This window comes from Amycolatopsis albispora (assembly GCF_003312875.1).
Taxonomy (GTDB): Bacteria; Actinomycetota; Actinomycetes; order Mycobacteriales; family Pseudonocardiaceae; genus Amycolatopsis; species Amycolatopsis albispora.
The window spans coordinates 6,804,802-6,822,567 of sequence record NZ_CP015163.1 but is presented as its reverse complement, the minus strand read 5'-3'; the positions used below and the strand labels follow the sequence as shown (position 1 = coordinate 6,822,567).

The 17,766-nt window shown below is 70.9% G+C and carries 19 protein-coding genes; 4 read left to right on the top strand and 15 right to left on the bottom strand.

What is annotated here, in order from left to right:
* The first annotated feature begins 46 nt into the window (after positions 1 to 46).
* Positions 47 to 1,714 (top strand): ABC transporter ATP-binding protein, encoded by a 1,668-nt coding sequence (locus tag A4R43_RS32265; protein ID WP_113698022.1) that lies wholly within the window; start codon positions 47 to 49, stop codon positions 1,712 to 1,714.
* 191 nt (positions 1,715 to 1,905) lie between these two features.
* On the opposite strand, the gene purQ is transcribed toward A4R43_RS32265, so the two are convergent.
* The 3 genes from purQ to A4R43_RS32250 all read right to left on the bottom strand — a co-directional run bounded on the left by purQ (position 1,906) and on the right by A4R43_RS32250 (position 3,411).
* A complete protein-coding gene (gene purQ, locus A4R43_RS32260) occupies positions 1,906 to 2,592 on the bottom strand; it encodes a phosphoribosylformylglycinamidine synthase subunit PurQ (RefSeq protein ID WP_113695542.1) in 687 nt (228 codons plus the stop codon).
* Positions 2,589 to 2,828 carry a phosphoribosylformylglycinamidine synthase subunit PurS gene (gene purS / locus A4R43_RS32255; protein ID WP_113695541.1) on the bottom strand — a complete coding sequence of 80 codons (240 nt, stop codon included), beginning with the start codon at positions 2,826 to 2,828 and terminating at the stop codon, positions 2,589 to 2,591. Before purS ends, purQ begins: the two co-directional genes overlap by 4 nt.
* Positions 2,829 to 2,967: 139 nt before the next feature.
* Positions 2,968 to 3,411 carry a L,D-transpeptidase gene (locus tag A4R43_RS32250; RefSeq protein WP_113695540.1) on the bottom strand — a complete coding sequence of 148 codons (444 nt, stop codon included), beginning with the start codon at positions 3,409 to 3,411 and terminating at the stop codon, positions 2,968 to 2,970.
* Between the two features lie 235 nt (positions 3,412 to 3,646).
* Between A4R43_RS32250 and A4R43_RS32245 the strand changes: the two genes are divergently transcribed.
* Positions 3,647 to 5,239 (top strand): GMC family oxidoreductase, encoded by a 1,593-nt coding sequence (locus tag A4R43_RS32245; RefSeq protein WP_113695539.1) that lies wholly within the window; start codon positions 3,647 to 3,649, stop codon positions 5,237 to 5,239.
* Here A4R43_RS32245 and A4R43_RS32240 read toward each other — a convergent pair.
* Both A4R43_RS32240 and A4R43_RS32235 read right to left on the bottom strand, forming a co-directional pair.
* Positions 5,214 to 6,710: an aldehyde dehydrogenase family protein gene (locus A4R43_RS32240; protein WP_113695538.1), complete on the bottom strand. Its 1,497-nt coding sequence runs from the start codon at positions 6,708 to 6,710 to the stop codon at positions 5,214 to 5,216. The two genes, A4R43_RS32245 and A4R43_RS32240, sit on opposite strands and share 26 nt — an antisense overlap.
* A 38-nt stretch (positions 6,711 to 6,748) precedes the next feature.
* Entirely contained in the window at positions 6,749 to 7,909 is a 1,161-nt protein-coding gene (locus A4R43_RS32235) for an MFS transporter (RefSeq protein ID WP_113695537.1), read from the bottom strand.
* A 64-nt stretch (positions 7,910 to 7,973) separates the two neighbouring features.
* Between A4R43_RS32235 and A4R43_RS32230 the strand changes: the two genes are divergently transcribed.
* A complete protein-coding gene (locus A4R43_RS32230; protein WP_113695536.1) occupies positions 7,974 to 8,918 on the top strand; it encodes a DUF5937 family protein in 945 nt (314 codons plus the stop codon).
* Between the two features lie 36 nt (positions 8,919 to 8,954).
* Positions 8,955 to 9,590 carry an MBL fold metallo-hydrolase gene (locus A4R43_RS32225; protein ID WP_113695535.1) on the top strand — a complete coding sequence of 212 codons (636 nt, stop codon included), beginning with the start codon at positions 8,955 to 8,957 and terminating at the stop codon, positions 9,588 to 9,590.
* Here the strand turns inward: A4R43_RS32225 and A4R43_RS32220 are convergent.
* From A4R43_RS32220 to A4R43_RS42980, 10 genes are all read right to left on the bottom strand, one after another.
* Complete coding sequence (locus A4R43_RS32220; protein ID WP_162788872.1) at positions 9,562 to 10,269, bottom strand: DUF2334 domain-containing protein; 708 nt, start codon at positions 10,267 to 10,269, stop codon at positions 9,562 to 9,564. The two genes, A4R43_RS32225 and A4R43_RS32220, sit on opposite strands and share 29 nt — an antisense overlap.
* 178 nt (positions 10,270 to 10,447) lie before the next feature.
* Positions 10,448 to 11,392 (bottom strand): sulfite exporter TauE/SafE family protein, encoded by a 945-nt coding sequence (locus tag A4R43_RS32215; RefSeq protein WP_113695534.1) that lies wholly within the window; start codon positions 11,390 to 11,392, stop codon positions 10,448 to 10,450.
* 88 nt (positions 11,393 to 11,480) lie between these two features.
* On the bottom strand, positions 11,481 to 11,576 hold the full coding sequence (locus A4R43_RS44670; protein ID WP_335645121.1) for a putative leader peptide: 96 nt from the start codon (positions 11,574 to 11,576) through the stop codon (positions 11,481 to 11,483).
* 66 nt (positions 11,577 to 11,642) lie between these two features.
* Complete coding sequence (locus A4R43_RS32210; protein WP_205215118.1) at positions 11,643 to 12,473, bottom strand: MOSC domain-containing protein; 831 nt, start codon at positions 12,471 to 12,473, stop codon at positions 11,643 to 11,645.
* Positions 12,474 to 12,585: 112 nt separating this feature from the next.
* Positions 12,586 to 13,314, bottom strand: coding sequence for an amino acid ABC transporter ATP-binding protein (locus A4R43_RS32205; RefSeq protein WP_113695533.1), 729 nt, complete (start codon positions 13,312 to 13,314; stop codon positions 12,586 to 12,588).
* Positions 13,311 to 14,066, bottom strand: coding sequence for an amino acid ABC transporter permease (locus tag A4R43_RS32200; protein ID WP_113695532.1), 756 nt, complete (start codon positions 14,064 to 14,066; stop codon positions 13,311 to 13,313). Before A4R43_RS32200 ends, A4R43_RS32205 begins: the two co-directional genes overlap by 4 nt.
* Positions 14,067 to 14,834, bottom strand: a complete 768-nt coding sequence (locus A4R43_RS32195) for an ABC transporter substrate-binding protein (protein WP_113695531.1) — start codon at positions 14,832 to 14,834, stop codon at positions 14,067 to 14,069.
* Between the two features lie 14 nt (positions 14,835 to 14,848).
* The gene (locus A4R43_RS32190; protein ID WP_113695530.1) at positions 14,849 to 15,661 is read right to left on the bottom strand and encodes a substrate-binding periplasmic protein; all 813 of its coding nucleotides are present in this window, start codon (positions 15,659 to 15,661) and stop codon (positions 14,849 to 14,851) included.
* A 123-nt stretch (positions 15,662 to 15,784) separates the two neighbouring features.
* Complete coding sequence (gene purB / locus A4R43_RS32185; protein ID WP_113695529.1) at positions 15,785 to 17,224, bottom strand: adenylosuccinate lyase; 1,440 nt, start codon at positions 17,222 to 17,224, stop codon at positions 15,785 to 15,787.
* 259 nt (positions 17,225 to 17,483) lie between these two features.
* Complete coding sequence (locus tag A4R43_RS42980; protein WP_162788661.1) at positions 17,484 to 17,654, bottom strand: hypothetical protein; 171 nt, start codon at positions 17,652 to 17,654, stop codon at positions 17,484 to 17,486.
* Positions 17,655 to 17,766 lie beyond the last annotated feature (112 nt).

The following is a 17,766-nucleotide window of genomic DNA, read 5'->3' as shown; positions in this document are numbered from 1 at the left end:
GCCGCTGGCCGACGTGGCGCAGGCCCGCGGCTGGGCGATCGGCACGATGAAGGCGTTCCGCCGGGAGTTCGTGCTGGTGATCCTGTTCTTCTGCCTGGCGGGCGCCGCCGGGCTGGCCGGGCCGCAGCTGCTGGGGTTGCTGGTGGACTCGGTGGTCGAGGGCGGCGGGCTGTCGCTGGACCTGCTGGCGCTGGTTTTTGTCGTGGTGCTGGTGCTGCAGGCCGTGTTGAAGAAGGCGGCGAACCGGCGCGCGGGCGTGCTGGGCGAGCGCGTGCTGGCGAAGACCCGCGAGGAGTTCGTCGGGGACGCGCTGAAGCTGCCGCTGGGCACCGTGGAGGCGGCGGGCACCGGCGACCTGCTCAGCCGCGCGACGTCCGATGTGGACAAAGTCGACTACGCGATGCGTTACGCGGTACCGGAAATCACCGTCGCGTTGATCACCGTGGCGCTGACGGTGGTGGCCATGGTGGTGACCTCGCCGCTGCTGGCGCTCGGCCTGCTGGTCGCGGTGCCGGTGCTGTACTTCCCGACGCGGTGGTACTGGCGGCGGGTGCCCTCGACCATCGAACGCATGCTGGACGCCTGGGGCGACGTGCAGTCCGGCCTGCACGAATCGACCGAGGGCGCCCGGACCGCGGACGCGCTGGGCATGATCGAACGCCGCGTGGCCGACGGCGACCGGCGGCTGGCCCGCGCCGTGGACGGCGAGCGTGACCTGCGGAAACTGCAGGTGCGGTGGGCGCCGTGGCTGGAGCTGTCGCACGCGCTGCCGGTGGCCGCGATGCTGCTGATCGGCGCGTGGGCGTACACGCAGGGCTGGGCCGGGCTGGGCACGATCACCACGATGGTGCTGTACATGCAGATCCTGGCCGGTCCGCTGGACGAGCTGCTGTGGTGGCTGGAGGACGTGCAGGTGTCGGCGACCGCGCTGCGCCGGGTGATCGGCGTGCGCGGAGCCGTCGCCGCGCCGCCTTCCGGCGCCGAGGTGCCCGCGGGCACCGAGATCGAGGTGCGGGACGTGCGGTTCGGGTATTCGCCCGACCGCGAGGTGCTGCACGGCATCACGCTGTCCGTTCCCCGCGGGCAGCGGCTGGCGATCGTCGGGCCGTCGGGGGCCGGGAAGTCCACGCTGGGCAGGCTGCTGGCGGGCATCGCGGCCCCCGATTCGGGCTCGGTGACCATCGGCGGCGCGGAGGTCTCGCGGCTGCCGGAGGACCTGCTGCGGGGTGAGGTGCTGTTGCTCACGCAGGAGCACCACGTGTTCGCGGGCACGCTGCGGGAGAACCTGACGCTGCCCGCGGGCTCGTGGTCGGATGCGGAGTTGCTGGGCGCGCTGGACTCGGTGGGCGCGGGTTCGTGGGCGCGGTCGCTGCCGGACGGGCTGGACAGCAAGGTGACCCCGGCCTCGGTGCCCGCGGCGATGGCGCAGCAGCTGGCGCTGGCGCGGGTGGTGCTGGCGGACCCGCACACCCTGGTGCTGGACGAGGCGACGTCGCTGCTGGACACCGGCTCGGCGCGGGAGCTGGAACGCTCGCTTTCGCAGGTGCTGGCCGGGCGGACGGTGATCGCCATCGCGCACCGGCTGCACACCGCGGCCGCCGCCGACCGGGTCGCCGTCCTGGACGGCGGCACCATCACCGAACTCGGCAGCCACGCGGAGTTGCTGGCGGCGAACGGCCCCTACGCCCGCCTGGTCCAGGCGGCAGGCGCCTGAGGTGCCGGGGTTCGGGCGGGGCTCAAGCGACACGAATGTGGCTTTCGGGGCGGATTCGGCCCCGAAAGCCACATTCGTGTCCAGGGGCAGGCGATGTCCAGAGCAGCGAGGCCCTGGCGGCGGCGTCCTGCGAGGCTGGTTGCGCGAGCGGGTGCTGCGTGGACGGGTGCCGCGAGAAGGGCGCCCAGCGGTCAGCTGGTGAGGGCGCCGGCCAGGGTGTCGACGGCGGAGTAGAACATGCCGAGCCCGTCGTCCGAGGGGCCCGTCAGGGCGTCGATGGCGTGTTCCGGGTGCGGCATCAGGCCGACCACGCGGCCGTTCGCGCTGGTGATGCCCGCGATGTCGTTGCGCGAGCCGTTCGGGTTGACGCCCACGTACCGGAACACCACCCGCCCCTCGCCCTCCAGCATGTCCAAAGTGGACTTGTCGGCCACGTAGCCGCCCTCGCCGGACTTCAGCGGGACCAGGATCTCGGCGCCCTGCTCGTACCGGGTGGTCCACGCCGTGGTGTTGTTCTCCACCCGCAGCCACTGGTCGCGGCAGACGAAGTGCAGCTTGTGGTTGCGCACCAGCGCCCCCGGCAGCAGCCCCGCCTCGCACAGGATCTGGAAGCCGTTGCAGATGCCGAGCACCGGCATGCCCTTGGCGGCCGCCTCGACCACCTCGGTCATCACCGGGGCGAACTTCGCGATCGCCCCGCAGCGCAGGTAGTCGCCGTAGGAGAAGCCACCGGGCACGATCACCGCGTCGACCCCGCGCAGGTCGTGGTCGGCGTGCCAGAGCGGCACGGCCTCGGCGTCGGAGTACCGGGCGGCGCGTTCGGCGTCGACGTCGTCGAGCGTGCCGGGGAAGGTGATGACCCCGATGCGCGCGCTCACGCCTCCACCCGCCGCACGGTCCAGTCCTCGATCACCGGGTTGGCCAGCAGGCCCTCGGCGATCTTGGCCAGCGTCTCGTCGTCGACGGAGTCGTCGACCTCGAGCACGAAGTGCTTGCCCTGGCGGACGTCGGTGACGCCCTCGAAGCCGAGGCGGGGCAGCGCGCCCGCCACCGCCTGTCCTTGCGGGTCCAGGATCTCCGGCTTGGGCATGACGTCCACGACGACTCGGGCCACGGCTGGTCGGCTCCCTATGTGTGCAGGTCAGCGGTACACCCAGAGCGTACTTCACGGTCGCGGGCAAACCGGTGGGTAGCCCCCCGACAGAAGCCACCCACCGGACTGCTCCGCGCTCAACCGGCGGCGCGGTGCCGGTTCAGCGCACGACCTCGACCACCTCGCCCGGCTGCAGGGCGCGGTAGAAGGTGACGGCCGCGTTGTGCGTCAAGCGAATGCAGCCGTGCGACTGCTGCTTGATGTCGCCTTCGTGGAAGGCGATGCCACTCTTGGTGAAGAACACCGAATAGGGCATGGGCCCGTCGAAGGCCTTGCTCCAGTGGTCGATGTCCTTGTAGGTGACCTTGAACGTCCCCGGCGGGGTCCGGTAACCGGACTTCCCGGACGCCATCGGCACCGGGCCGTAGGTGACCTCGCCACCTTCGGCCAGCCACGCCTGCTTGGCGCTCAGGTCCACGCAGGCCGACGCCGCCGAACTGCACGGCATCGAAGCGGCGCTGGCCGATGGGGCAGCGAACAGCCCCAGCGCGCTCATCGCCGCCGTACCCGCGACCACACCGGTGATCTTGCGCAGCGTCCCCATGACGGGCCTCCCATCCGCTCGCGGCTGCGAGCTCGTGTTTGGTGTGCTGCTGATGTCGGGACGTGGTGACCGGGGAAACGGTTGCTTGCGGCTCGGTAATTAACCGGAACGGCCCGGCGGCCGGTACGCAGCGTGGCCAAACGCCGCCATCTGGGCGACACTCGGTTCCCCCCTTCCACCCGGGCCCGAACCGGACCATCATCGGGTTGGCAGAAGGTCAACAACAGGAGGCAGCGTGGCCGAGCGGGAGACTTTCGACTACGTCATCGTCGGGGCGGGCAGCGCGGGCTGCGTGCTGGCCAACCGGCTCAGCGCGGATCCGGCGGTCACCGTGCTGCTGCTCGAAGCGGGCGGTGAGGACACCGACGACGAGTTCCACATCCCGGCCGCCTTCCCCGCCCTGTTCAAGACCCAGCACGACTGGAACTACGAGACCGTCGAGCAGAAGTTCCTCGGCAAGTCCACCTACTGGCCACGCGGCAAGGTGCTCGGCGGCTGCTCCTCGATCAACGCGATGATCTACATCCGCGGCAACCGCGCCGACTACGACCGCTGGCGCGATCAGCACGGCGCGGTGGGCTGGGGTTACGACGACGTGCTGCCGTACTTCGTCCGTGCCGAGGGCAACACCCGGCTCGGCGGGCCGCTGCACGGCACCGACGGCCCGCTGCACGTCGAGGACCGCGTGTTCACCCACGAGCTGTCCCACGCCTGGGTGGACTCCGCGACCACCTGGGGCATGAAGCCGACCGACGACTTCAACGGCGAGCGCCAGGAGGGCGCCGGGCTCTACCAGGTCACCTGCCGCAAGGGGCGCCGGTGGTCCACCGCCGACGCCTACCTGCGCCCGGCGCTGACCAGGCCGAACCTGACCGTGCGCACGCACGCGCAGACCACCAGGGTGCTGCTCGACGGCACCACCGCGATCGGGGTGTCCTATTTGGACAAGGGCGCCGAGCGCCCGGTGTACGCCGAGCGCGAGGTGCTGCTCTCCGGTGGCGCGGTCAACTCACCGCAGCTGCTGATGCTGTCCGGCATCGGGCCCGCCGAGCACCTGCGCGAGCACGGCATCGAGGTTGCCGTGGCCCTGCCCGGCGTCGGCGAGAACCTGCACGACCACCCGGCGGCGGGCGTCATCTGGGCCACCAAGGGCACCACCGACCTGGTCGACGCGGGCACCCCGGCCGGGCTGGTGCGCTACAAGATCACCAAGCGCGGCCCGCTGGCGTCCAACGTCGGGGAGGCGGGCGGCTTCCTGCCCACCATCGACGGGCTGGACGCGCCCGACATGCAGTTCCACGTGGCGCCGACGCTGTTCTACGACAACGGCATGCGCGAGCCGACCACGCCCGGCTTCACCTCCGCGGCCACCCTGGTCGAGGTGGCCAGCCGGGGACGGCTGCGCCTCCGGTCGTCGAACCCGTTGTGGCGCCCCGAAATCGACCCCGCCTACTACGCCGAGCCCGCCGACTTCACCGCCATGCTGGCCGGACTGCGCATGCTGATGGACATCGGCCGCGGTGGGGCGCTGAAGCGCTACCTCGACCGGCCGTTCCTGCCCGACCGCCACGACCTCGACGACGACGCGCTCGCCGAGCACGTGCGGGACAAGACGCAGACGCTGTACCACCCGGTCGGCACCTGTGCGATGGGCACCGGCGAGCAGGCCGTGGTCGACCCCGAACTCAAGGTGCGCGGCGTGGAGAACCTGCGGGTGGTGGACGCGTCGATCATGCCCGTGGTGCCCAGGGGCAACACCAACGCGCCCACCGTGATGGTCGCCGAGAAGGCGGCCGACCTGATCAGCGCTTCCCGTGCAGGACGGTGATCAGCTTGGCCACCAGCGCGTCGGTTTTCTCCTTGCGGTCGAAGGTGGTCAGCGCGATCGGCGCGGTGAACCGCTGACGGGCGATGGCCTTGGTGCGGGCGAACTCGCGCAGGCCCTCCGGACCGTGGATGCGGCCGAAGCCGGAGTCGCCGACCCCGCCGAAGGGCAGGGAGGCGATGCCCGCGAAGGACAGCGGCGCGTTGATCGCGGCCATGCCGGTGCGCAGCCGCCGCGCCAGCTCCATGCCGCGTGACTTGGAGAAGACCGTCGCCGCCAGGCCGTAGCGGGTGGCGTTGGCCTTCTCCACGGCCTCGTCCATCGAGGCCACCTTCGCGATGGTCACGGTCGGGCCGAAGGTCTCCTCGCGCACGGCATCGGCGTCCTCCGGCACGTCGACCAGCACGGTCGGCTGGGCGTACCGGTCACCGACCGCCTCGGCCCCGCCGACCAGCGCCTTGCCGCCGCGGGCGAGCGCGTCGGTGATGTGCTGCTTGATCACCTTGAGCTGCGAGGGCATGGTCACCGGGCCGTACTGCGCGTCGTGGTCGGAGCCCGCGCGCACGGCCTTGCTCTTCTCGACCACCTTCGCGACGAACTGGTCGTGCACCCGTTCGTGCACGTAGACCCGCTCGACGCCGATGCAGGTCTGGCCCGAGTTGGAGAAGGCGCCCCACACCGTGGCGTCGGCGGCGGCGTCCAGGTCGGCGTCCGCGTCGACCAGCACCGGGTCCTTGCCGCCCGCCTCGATGACCACCGGGGTGAGCGTCTCCGCGCAGGCCGCCATGATCTTCTTGCCGGTGGCAGTGGACCCGGTGAAGGCGATCTTGTCCACGCCGGCGCGGGTCAGCGCGGCGCCGGTGGCGCCGTAGCCGGTGACCAGCTGCAGCACCGGCTGTTCGGGCACCACCTCGGCGAACGCGTCGACCAGCCACTTCCCCACGCCGGGGGTGAACTCGCTCGGCTTGAACACCACGGCGTTGCCCGCGGCGAGCGCGTAGGCGATCGAGCCCAGCGGGGTGAACACCGGGTAGTTCCACGGGCCGATCACGCCGACCACGCCGAGCGGCTGGTACTCCACGGTCGCCGCCTGGTTCGACATCAGCAGACCGGCCGGGCGGCGCTTGCGGCCGAGCACCTTGCGGGCGTTCTTCGCCGCCCACGCGATGTGCTCGATGGCCAGCACCGACTCCAGCTGCGCGTCGGCGATCGGCTTGCCGGTCTCGTCGCGCACCACCTGGCACAGCTGCTGCAGCCGCCGGGTGAGCACGCCCTTCCACTGCTGGAGGCGCTGCGCGCGCCCGGCGAAACCGAGCGAATCCCACCAGACGGCCGCGTCGCGCGCCCTGGCGACGGCGGCCTCGACCTCTTCGGCGGTGTGCACCGGATAGGTGCCGACCACCTCGTCGGTGGCCGGGCTCAGCGAGTCGAAGGTCTCCTGCGTGCGAGTGCTCGGTTGCTGGACGGCGGTCATCGGCGTCTCCGGAGTTGTCTCGGCTTGAGGACCCCAGGCTACGACGTTGCTGGCAAGGTGCCAACTACTCGCGCTGGGCCTTTGCCCAGAATGGCACACGCGAGCACCGCGCTGGCCACTCCGAACACCGGTGCCAGCCACAAGGGGAGCACGCCCACGGTGAGCGAGCCCAGCCCGAAGCCGCTCGCCTGCACCACGAACGACAGCGAGAACCCCTCCGACCGGCGGCCCTGGGGCAGCAGCTCCTGCATCTGCACCGAGGCCACGGTGACCAGCGGACCGGTGCAGAACCCGATCAGCACCACCCCGGTGAGCAGGCCGGTCCAGCCGAGGTCCAGCGCCACCGTGCAGCCACCCGCGATGAACCCGCACAGCAGCACGATCGCCTGCGTGCGAGGTGCCACGGTCAGCCGCACGCCACGCCAGGCGTACAGCGCACCACCGACGATGCTCGCGCCGGACAGCACGGTGATGATCAGCGCCGCCGCGCCCTCGGCCCCGCCGAGCCGCTGCGCCAGCGCGTAGGGCGCGACTTCGACCGTCGAAAGCAGGTGCCCGATGGTGAACTGGCAGGCCAGCCAGGGCACGGCCGCCCGGATCGGCAGCGGCGGCCGCTCCCCGGTGACCCGCACCGGCGCGGTCCGTCGCGGCACCAGCAGGGCGGACAGCGCGAAGACCACCGCCATCGCGGCGATCGGCAGCACCGCACCGAACCCGGCGAGCAGCGCGACCAGCAGCGGCCCGCCGATGATCACCGCGTCGATCAGCATCGCGTCCACCGAGACCGCCCGCGGCAGCAGCGGTCCCGAAACGGTGCCCGCGAGCAGCGACCGGAACCCGCCGGACAACCCGCCCGCGATCAATCCCGGCAGCACAACCAGCACCAGCAGCACCGCGGACGGCGCACCCGCCGAAGCCGCGAACGCCAGTCCGCCGAGCCCCGCCGCCGCGCACAGCAGGAAGGCGACGAGCCCGCGGGTCGGCCCGATCCGGTCGAGCAGCCGTCCCGCCGGGACCGAACCAGCCAGTTCGGCCACCACAAAAACCGCCATCATCACGCCCCCGAGGCGGTAGGAACCGGTGGTCGCGATGGTCAGCACGGTGAACGCGAGCGGGGCCATGGTGGCCGGCAGGCGGGCCAGCTGCACCCCGATCGACCAGCGCCAATAGGAGCGGTGGCGGAGCAGGCTTTCGGTCATGCGCCGAGCCTGCGGTGCGGCGCGGGCAGGCGATAATGATTCGGCCATAGCCGAAAGGACGCCGATGATCGAGCTGATGCTCACCGCGACCGGCGCCCAGCGCCTGCGCTTCGCGATCTCCCCGCTCGAGGAGGTGCTCGGCGCGATCCAGGTGCTGGAAGGCGTCCGCCATCACCCGGCGTACGGCCCGTGGCTGAGCACCACCGCCGAGCACGCGCGGTCGCTGCCGATCGGCGAACTGCGCACGGTGTTGAGCGCGACCCGGTACATCACGGAGTTCCTCAGCCCGCCGCCGCAGGGCCCGCGCACCACCGTCGAGGCCCAGCTGGCCGAACTGCGCCGGACGCCACCCGAGCAGGTCGCGCTGGAACTGGCCATGGTCGACGCCGACCTCAGCGCCCTGCCCGAGGACCCGGCCACCGCCCGCGACCTGCTCGGCGACCAGCTCGAACTGGCCTGGCACGAGTTGATCGAGCCCCTGTGGCCACGGCTGCACGAGGTGCTCACCGCCGACATCGACCACCGGACGCGGCGGCTCGGTGAGGGCGGCATCGAGCTGGCAGTGGCCGACCTGCATTCCCGGGTGAAGCTGACCGGCGGTGTGCTCACCGTCGACAGCACGACGCGCACCCGGCACGCGCTCGACGAACGCGGACTCCTGCTGCTGCCGAGCGTGTTCGCCTGGCCGAAGGTCGGCGTGATCCTGGTGCCGCCGTGGCAGCCCGCCCTGCTGTACCCGGCACGCGGGGTGGCCCAGCTGTGGCGGCCCGCGCAGGATCCGGACCCGCGGCTGGTGGCGGTGCTCGGCCGGACCAGGGCGCTGCTGCTCCAGGTGCTCGCCGAGCCGTCGACCACCACCGCGCTGGCGCGGCGGCTGGGCCTGGCGCCCGGCACGGTGTCCGGCCACCTGCGGGCGCTGGCCGGGGCCGGGCTGCTCGCCGCCACCCGCCACGGCCGGTCGGTCCGGTACGCGCGGACCCGACTTGGCGGCGACCTGATCGGCGCCTAACCTGGGATTTGACCTGACCAGACAAAGGATACCGTGATGCAATTCGTCCATTTTGGACATTCATGCGTGCTGGCGGAGACCAATCGCGCCCGGATCCTGTTCGACCCGGGTTCGTTCTCCGGCGGCTTCGAAGACCTCCGCGACCTGGACGCGGTGCTGATCACCCACCAGCACCACGACCACCTCGACGGCGAGCGCCTGACCGCCCTGCTCAAGGCCAATCCGCGGGCCGAGCTGATCATCGACCCCGGTTCGCAGGACGCCGTCGAGAAGCTCGGGCTGGCCGCGAAGACCGCACTGCCGGGCGACACCTTCTCCTTCGGCGGCACCGAGGTGGACGTGGTCGGCGGGCAGCACGCGGTGATCCACCGCGACCTGCCGGTGGTGCCCAACGTCGGCTACCTGCTCGACGACGGCGCCTTCTACCACCCCGGCGACGCGCTTTTTGTGCCCGACCAGCAGATCGACGTGCTCGGCCTGCCCACCGCGGCGCCGTGGCTGAAGGCCGCCGAAGCGGTCGACTTCCTGCGCGCGGTCGGCCCGCGGGTGGCGGTGCCGATCCACGAGAAGGTGCACGCCATGCCGGAGATGATGTACGGCATGTTCACCAACCTCGGCCCGGACGGCACCGAGGTCCGGGTGCTCACGCCAGGCGAGCCGGCGAAGCTGTGAGCGTGTAGGTGCTGCCGGTGGCGCCCGCCTCGAGCGCCACGTCGACCGCGTCCAGGAAGGCCTGACGGCGGCTCGGCCGCAGCAGGTCGCTCGCGTCCACGCCCAGGCGCAGCAGGCCACCCCGCCGCGCGACGCGGGCGGCGGTGAGCACCAGCGCGAAGCAGCGCAGCGTTTCGGTCCGCTGCTTCTGGCTGCCGAACCCGTGCACGCGGGCGCGCCGCACCTCGCCGGTTTCCAGGTCCCGGATCGAGGTGAAGTCCGCGCAGAAGCGGAAGCCGCGTTCACGCAACGCGGCCAGCGTGCCACGCGACGCCAGCCAGCGCGGGGGCGCGAACCCCTCGGTGCGCAGGCCGGCGCGGTCGAGCGTGGCCGTCGCCGCGGTCAGCCGCAGCCGGGCCTCGTGCGCGGGCAACGCGGCGAACTCCGCCTTGCGGCCGAGGCTGACCGCCCGGTGCGTGGGCGGCACCGTGTGGTCGTAGCCGTGCAGCAGCAGGTCGTCACCGCCGTCCACGCGCTCCTTGAGCCAGGAGGTCACCCCGGTCGCGGAGGTTGCCGGGGTTGCCGGGGTTGCCGGGGTGAACAGCATGGACAGCGGCACCGCCCGCCGGTCCAGCTCCTCGGCCAGCTCGGCGCAGCGGTGCAGCGTCCTCGGATTCATGCCGGACAGCGAAACGAGCAGCTTGGTGTCCACGCCACCAGTAAGCACGCTGAGAGTGACCGCGTGCTGACCGCGAAGTAACCGGCACACCTATTGAGCACAAAGACTCTCGGCGCCCCCGGGAGAGGGTGGCGCGCCACGACGGGGTCGCGATCGGCTCAAAAGCGACCCCGCGCGCCGCGCCGGAGGCGCGGCCATGTCACTGCGCGACGGTTTCCTTCGAGGGGGCTTCGCCCTCGTCCGCCGAAGGGGCGTCGTCCTCGCCTGCGGCGGCGTTGAGCTTGCGCTCCTCCCGCAGCGACCGGACCGCGGCGAACACGCCGACCGCCCACAGCACCACGATCGCGGTGTAGGACACCGTGTAGACCCAGTCCGCGGCGTCGAACTCCTTGAGCAGCGTGCGCGCGTTGGTGAACACGATCAGCCCACCGGCCAGCGCACCGAGCAGCCGCGGCGGCAGGTGCCGGACCAGCCACGCGGCCACCGGCGCGGCGATGATGCCACCCAGCATCAACCCGGCCACCACGGTGTAGTTGAGGTTGTCCTCCTGCGAAAGGGTGAACAGGAAGCCGAGGCTCGCGGCCAGCGCGACGATGAACTCCGAGGTGTCCACCGAGCCGACCACCTTGCGCGGCTCCAGCCGGCCAGAGGACAGCAGCGTGGTGGTGGCCACCGGCCCCCAGCCACCGCCGCCGGTCGCGTCCACGAAGCCCGCCACCAGGCCGAGCGGCGCGAGGAACTTCGCGCCGGGGCGCTTGCCGGTGATCAGCTTGCCCAGCTTCAGGAAGGCGAACCGGATCAGCACGTACAGCCCGAGCAGCAGCAGGATCAGCGTGATCCACACCGTCGCGTCCTCTGTGGACAGTGAGGTCAGCACGTAGGCGCCGAGCACCGCGCCCACCGCGCCCGGCAAGGCCAGGATGCCCACCGTGCGCCAGTCGATGTTCTTGAACTTCCAGTGGGACAGGCCGGACGCCAGCGACGTGCCGACCTCGGCGAGGTGCACCGCGGCCGACGCGGCGGCCGGGGCGGTGCCGACCGCGAGCAGGGTGGTCGTCGCCGTCACCCCGAACGCCATGCCCAGGGTGCCGTCGACCAGCTGGGCCAGCAGGCCGGCCAATCCGAACAACAGGAACGTGCGCATGGAAACCTCGGTTCGCAGGGTGGCGGCAGGGTTGCGGGACCGCCGTGAACGGGAGGGAGGGGTGCTACGGGAGAAGAAGGGCCGCGATTCAGCGGCGGCAGAGAGCGGAATCGACGCGCACGAGGTCGATGTGCCTGCGCTGGACCAGCGCGATCACATCGAGGAGGTGCACCTGCGTCGTCACGATCTCGATGGTCTCAGACGCCCACGTGCTGATCCAGCGCTTCCCAGATGCTGAACTGGGGTACCGCTACTCCGGCGGTTCGGTCTCCCAGGTCCGCACGGCGACCTCGTCGCCGACGGCGAGCCGGCCCGGCCTGGTCACCGCCGCCTTCATGCCGAAAGCCACCTTGCCCGCCGGCACCCGGCGGTACTTCGCCAGCGAGCGGATCGGCTCGGACCCGGCGCGCCTGCCGGTCTCCTGGTCGACCAGCGGGACCGTGCAGCGCAGGCACTTCTTCGCGTAGCCGAGTTCGATCTCACCGGCGGCGAAGGTGCGCACGGTGTCCTCGACGTGCGGTTCGGCCCAGCCCGACACCACGATGTTCGCCCGGAACCGGTCCATCGGCACCGGCTCGCCGCCCGCCGAGGCGATGCGCTCGTTCAGCGAGTCCAGCGAGGCCTCGGAGGTGACCAGCACGGCGTGACCGTCCGCGAAGGCCGCCGTGCCCGCGGTCACCCCGCTGGTCAGCCGCTCGTGCTCGGGCGTGACGCGGAGCAACACCGACGGCTCGCCGATGACCTCGGAAAACCACTCGGCGGCCTCAGCGCCCTGGTGCACGCCCTTGCCGTCGAAGGTGAACACCGACGCGGCGTGCCGCGGGCCGTCGAAGCGCACCTCGTGCTCCAGCTCCTCCACGCCCGGCGCACGCAGCCGCAGCCGGGCGCCGTCGTCGAGCACCGCCACCCGCACCGCGGCCAGCACTGGGTAGCGCCGCTGGCTGCGGAAGGTGCCGTCCGGCGCGGCCGCCATGAACGTGCGGTCGTGCCGGATCCCGGCTTCGGTCAGCTCGGCGACGGGCAGCTCGATGCCGCCACACCCCTTGACCGGGTAGTGCACGAGCTTCGCGATCTTGGCCACCACACCAGGCTAACCCCGCCCTCGCGGGCGAAAAAATAAACTCCTGCCTCGAACGTAATACGGCGTATTACGTTCGAGGCAGGAGGATGAAAATTTGCCCACCCCGGCCCGGCTAGAGGACCTGGGACAGGAAGCGCTTCAGCCGCGGGCTCTCCGGCGCCTCGAAGACCTGAGCGGGCTCACCGAGTTCGACGATGCGGCCGCGGTCCATGAACGCCACGTGATCGGCCACCTGCCTGGCGAACCCCATCTCGTGGGTCACCACGAGCAGCGTCAGCCCGCGCTCGGCGAGTCCGGCCATCAGCTCCAGCACGCCCTTGACCAGCTCGGGGTCCAGCGCGCTGGTGGCCTCGTCGAACAGCATCACCTCGGGGTCCATCGCCAGCGCCCTGGCGATGGCCACCCGCTGCTGCTGGCCGCCGGACAACGCGGCGGGCCGATAGGGCGCTTTGTCGGCAAGGCCGACCTCGGCCAGCCGGTCGCGGGCGATCTGCTGGGCCTCGGCCTTGTCCAGCCCCTTCACGCTGCGCAGCGGCAGCGTGATGTTGTCCAGCACGGTCCGGTGCGGGAACAGGTTGAAGTGCTGGAAGACCATGCCCACGCGTCGCCGGAGCTGGTCGGCGTCGGTGGCCACCACGCTCTCGCCGTCGAGCAGGATGTCGCCGGAATCCGGCTCCTGCAGCCGGTTGACCACCCGCAGCAGGGTGGACTTGCCGGAGCCGGACGGCCCGATCACGCAGGTGGTCTCGCCCTTGCCGACGCTCAGGTCGACCCCGCGCAGCACCTCCAGCGTGCCGAAGGACACGTGGATGTCACGCAGTTCCACGCTCGCCGCGCTCATGCCCCGACCTTTCCGCCGGCCACCAGGTCCAGCTCGTCCTCGTCGGCCCGGTCCACCTTGCGTCCCTGCCGCAGCCGCTTGTCGATGAAGTTGACCAGGTGCGTCAGCGGAATGGTGATCACCAGGTAGAACACGCCCGCGGCGACCAGCGGCGAGAGGTTGCCGGTGTTCGCCGCGAGGTCCTGCCCGATCCGGAACAGGTCGCGCTGGCTGGACAGCAGGCCGAGGAAGTAGACCAGGCTGGAGTCCTTGATCAGCGCGATGAACTGGTTCACCAGCGCGGGCAGCACCCGCCGCACGCCCTGCGGGATGACCACCAGCAGCATCGCCCTGCCGTAGCTCATGCCGAGCGCGCGGCTGGCCTCCAACTGTCCTTTTTCGACACTCTGGATGCCGGCGCGGAAGATCTCGCCGATGTAGGCGGCGGCGATCAGGCTCAGCGCCAGGATGCCCAGCGGATACGGGTTGTTGCCGACCACGTCGCGCGCCAGCACGCCGAGACCCTGGCCGATCAGCAGAATGGTCAGGATGGCGGGCAGACCGCGGAAGATGTCGGTGTACACCCGGGCGGGCCAGCGCAGCCAGCGCTTCGCCGACAGGCCCATCACCGCGAGCACCATGCCGAGCAGCGTGCCCAGCACCGCCGAGCACACCGCGAAGATCATCGTGTTCAGCAGCCCGGTGCCCAGCAGGTCGGGCACGACCGCCCAGATGTACTCCCAGTTCAGGAAGGTGTCCAGTAGAACGTCCACTTAGGACGCCTGGAACTCGGGAGCGGCCGGGGCGGTGGGCAGGAACTGCTGGTGCAGCCGCGTCCAGGTGCCGTCCGCGATCACCTGCTTGAGCCCTTCGTTGAGCTTGCCGAGCAGCTCGGTGTTGCCCTTGCGCACGGCGAACCCGTGCGGCACGTCGGTGGTGAACGGCTTGACCACCTTCAGCTTCGCGTCCGGGTTCTCGGTGACGTTCTTCTCCGCGATGGTCAGGTCGAGGATGTAGGCGTCGACCGAACCGGTCTTCAGCGCGGTGAGCGCGGCGGCGTAGTCCGGGAAGCGCACCGCCTGCGCCGCGGGCACGGTGGTGGTCAGCCACTTGTCGCCGACGGTGGCCTGGATCACCGCGACCCGCTTGCCCGCCAACGAGTTCTCGTCGGTGACCGGCGAGCCCTCCTTGGCCTGGATGCTCATCACCTCGTAGTTGTACGGTGCGGTGAAGTCCACGTTCTTCTTGCGCTCCTCGGTCTGCGCGATCGCCGAGCTGGCCAGGTCGAACTGGCCGTTGGCGACCTGGCCCAGCAGCGAGGAGAACTCGGTGGCGGAGAACTCGAGCCGGAGGTTCTGCTTGGCCGCGATGGCCTTGAGCAGCTCGTTGTCGAAGCCGGTGTAGTTGCCGTTCTCCAGGTAGATGTTCGGGGGCGCGTCGCTGAGCGTGCCGACGCGCAGCGCGGCCGGGCCGTCATCGCCGCTGCCGCACGCGGTGAGCAGCAGTGCGGTCGCGAGGGTCGCGAGAATCGCCTTCTTCATTTTTCGCTTTCCCTTCACGGATTCTGCACCGGCAGACCGGGGCCGCCCGGTTCCAGTTCGGCGGGCAGCGGCTCGGTCTTGAAGAACTGCCCGTGCAGCCGCTTCACCGTGCCGTCGGCGATCGCCGCGGACAGGCCGCGGTTGAGCTTGTCCAGCAGCTCCTTGTTGTCCTTGCGCACGGCGAAGGCGGACGGGGTGTCCTTGGTCTCCACCGTGTAACCGAACTCCAGCGCCACGTCCGGGTTCTGGTCGAGGTACTTCTGGCCGATGTCCTTCGGCACCACCCAGCCGTCGAGCGTGCCGTTGCGCAGCTGCGCGAAACCCGCGTTGTAGTCCGGGAAACGCACCACCTCGGCGCCGGGCACCTTCTTGCTCGCGAAGTCGTCCTGCACCGAGGCCTGCACCACGCCGAGTCGTTTTCCGGAGAACCGCGGAACTTCCGTCAGCCCGGCGTCCTTTTTGGTCACGATGGTGGTGAATCCGGTGCTGTAGCCGTCGGAGAAGGCGACGGTCTTCTTGCGCTCGTCGGTGGTGGAGATGGTGGAGCTGCCGATGTCGAAGGTGCGGTTGTTCACGCTGGCCAGCAGGCTGGCGAACTCGGTGCCGACGAACTCCACCGAGAAGCCCTCGCGGCGGGCGATGTCGCGCAGCAGTTCGTTGTCGTAGCCGGTGAAGGTGCCGTTCTCCAGGTAGATCGACGGCGGCGCGTCGGCGAGCGTGCCGACCCGCAGGGTCTGCCCGGCGGGGTCACCGGCGGACGACCCGCAGCCGGCCAGTGCGACGAGCGCGGCGGCGGTGGCGAGCGTTTTGGACAGCGTGGATCTCATGCTTCTTTCCGGGGTTCGGGCGCGTGTCGGCGCGGCAGGTTCGCGCCAACACTAAGGATTTCGCCCGTCCCGGAAATGCCGTCCCACACCGTGGACGCGCCACGGTGCCGTTGCTCACACGGGTCAGAGGATCGGCGCCGGCGCGTAGTTCGCGTGCTCGGGGAAGCGCTCCAGCACGGTCTCGATCCGCTTGACCACCGCGCCGACCTGAGCCGTGGCGACCCCGGTGAACGAGATGCGGTCGGCGAGCAGTTTCTCCAGCTCACCGGCGTCCAGCGGGATCCGCGGGTCGGCGGCCAGGCGCTCGACGAGGTTGTTCTCGCCGGTGCCCTCCTCGCGCATCGCGAGCGCGACGGCGACCGCGTTCTCCTTGATCGCCTCGTGCGCCGTCTCGCGGCCGACGCCCGCGCGGACCGAGGCCATCAGCACCTTCGTGGTGGCCAGGAACGGCAGATAGCGAGCAAGCTCACGGTCCACCACGGCCGGGTAGGCGCCGAATTCGGTGAGCACCGTGAGGAAGGTCTCGAACAACCCGTCCAGCGCGAAGAACGCGTCGGGCAGCGCGACCCGGCGCACCACGGAATCGGAGACGTCGCCCTCGTTCCACTGGTCGCCCGACAGCTCGCCGATCATCGACAGGTAACCGCGGAGCACCACGGCGAGCCCGTTGACCCGCTCGCAGGAGCGGGTGTTCATCTTGTGCGGCATGGCCGAGGAGCCGACTTGGCCGGGCTTGAAGCCCTCGGTGACCAGTTCGTGCCCGGCCATCAGCCGGATCGTCTTGGCCAGGCTGGACGGCGCGGCGGCGAGCTGGACCACAGTGGACAGCACGTCGAAGTCCAGCGAGCGCGGGTAGACCTGACCCACGCTGTCGAACCGGTTGGCGAACCCGAGGTGGGCGGCCACCTTGTTCTCCAGTTCGTCCAAAGTGGACTTGTCGCCGAGCAGGTCGAGCATGTCCTGGCCGGTGCCGACCGGGCCCTTGATGCCGCGCAGCGGGTAGCGCTCGATGAGGTTTTCCAGCCGGTCGTGGGCGACGAGCAGCTCGTCGGCGGCGGTGGCGAAGCGCTTGCCGAGCGTGGTCGCCTGCGCGGCGACGTTGTGCGAGCGGCCGGCCATGACCAGGTCGGTGTGCTCGACGGCGAGCTGGGCGAGGCGGGCGAGCGTGGCCACCACGCGGCCGCGGACCAGTTCGAGGGAGCGCTTGAGCTGCAGCTGCTCGACGTTCTCGGTGAGGTCGCGGGAGGTCATGCCCTTGTGCACGTGCTCGTGGCCGGCGAGGGCGTTGAACTCCTCGATGCGGGCCTTCACGTCGTGGCGGGTGACGCGCTCCCGCTCGGCGATGGACGCGAGGTCGACCTGGTCGAGCACGCGCTCGTAGTCCTCGACCACCCCGTCGGGCACCTCGACACCCAGCTCACGCTGCGCGCGGAGCACGGCGAGCCAGAGCTCACGCTCGAGGCGGACCTTGTTCTCCGGGGACCACAGCGCGACCAGCTCGGCGGAGGCGTATCGGGCGGCGAGCACGTTCGGAATGGCGGGCTTGGCGGGCTTCTCACTCACCGGCCAAGGCTACCTTTCCGGCCGCGCCACCCCTGGTGGGCGGGGGTGCTGGCTACGTGCGCCGTTGGCGGGCCGCGTACGCAACGGGCTCGTGCCCCAGCGGCCCGTGCCGTCGCCACGGCGCGGGCGCAACGGGGCCGTTGCAATGGGGGGGCCCGTGCAATGGGGGGCCCGTGCAATGAATGTGGCTTTCATTGCACCTGACGCTATGAAAGCCACATTCATAGCGTCGGACCCAGCCGAACCGGGCCCACTGGGCTCAGCCGTCCACCGGGTGCCCACGAGCACACAACCGCCCGGTGACGAGTGCGCCCGCCACGGGGAACGCGGCCAGCCGCGAAGGTTTGCTGCCGGTACTGATCGCCGCGTTGCCGAACAGCCACCGGCACCCGCGGCACGTCGGCGCGGTGAACGGGCTGCCGTTCGGCACAGCCGCAGACCTGGGTCCGCGCGTGCTCAAGGGCCCGAGCCCCGGCGCCACCAACAGGTACATCCCCCACCCGCCTCGGGGGGCGTCCCTAGGCCAGTCTAGCGCTCCGCTC

Excerpts from the sequence above, each read along its gene's own strand:
- A4R43_RS32265 (WP_113698022.1), top strand. The coding sequence starts at position 47 with ATGAAGGCGTTCCGCCGGGAGTTCGTGCTGGTGATCCTGTTCTTCTGC.
- A4R43_RS32250 (WP_113695540.1), bottom strand. The coding sequence starts at position 3,411 with ATGGGGACGCTGCGCAAGATCACCGGTGTGGTCGCGGGTACGGCGGCG.
- A4R43_RS32240 (WP_113695538.1), bottom strand. The coding sequence starts at position 6,710 with ATGACCGCCGTCCAGCAACCGAGCACTCGCACGCAGGAGACCTTCGAC.
- A4R43_RS32235 (WP_113695537.1), bottom strand. The coding sequence starts at position 7,909 with ATGACCGAAAGCCTGCTCCGCCACCGCTCCTATTGGCGCTGGTCGATC.
- A4R43_RS32230 (WP_113695536.1), top strand. The coding sequence starts at position 7,974 with ATGATCGAGCTGATGCTCACCGCGACCGGCGCCCAGCGCCTGCGCTTC.
- A4R43_RS32225 (WP_113695535.1), top strand. The coding sequence starts at position 8,955 with ATGCAATTCGTCCATTTTGGACATTCATGCGTGCTGGCGGAGACCAAT.
- A4R43_RS32215 (WP_113695534.1), bottom strand. The coding sequence starts at position 11,392 with ATGCGCACGTTCCTGTTGTTCGGATTGGCCGGCCTGCTGGCCCAGCTG.
- A4R43_RS32205 (WP_113695533.1), bottom strand. The coding sequence starts at position 13,314 with ATGAGCGCGGCGAGCGTGGAACTGCGTGACATCCACGTGTCCTTCGGC.
- A4R43_RS32195 (WP_113695531.1), bottom strand. The coding sequence starts at position 14,834 with ATGAAGAAGGCGATTCTCGCGACCCTCGCGACCGCACTGCTGCTCACC.
- A4R43_RS32190 (WP_113695530.1), bottom strand. The coding sequence starts at position 15,661 with ATGAGATCCACGCTGTCCAAAACGCTCGCCACCGCCGCCGCGCTCGTC.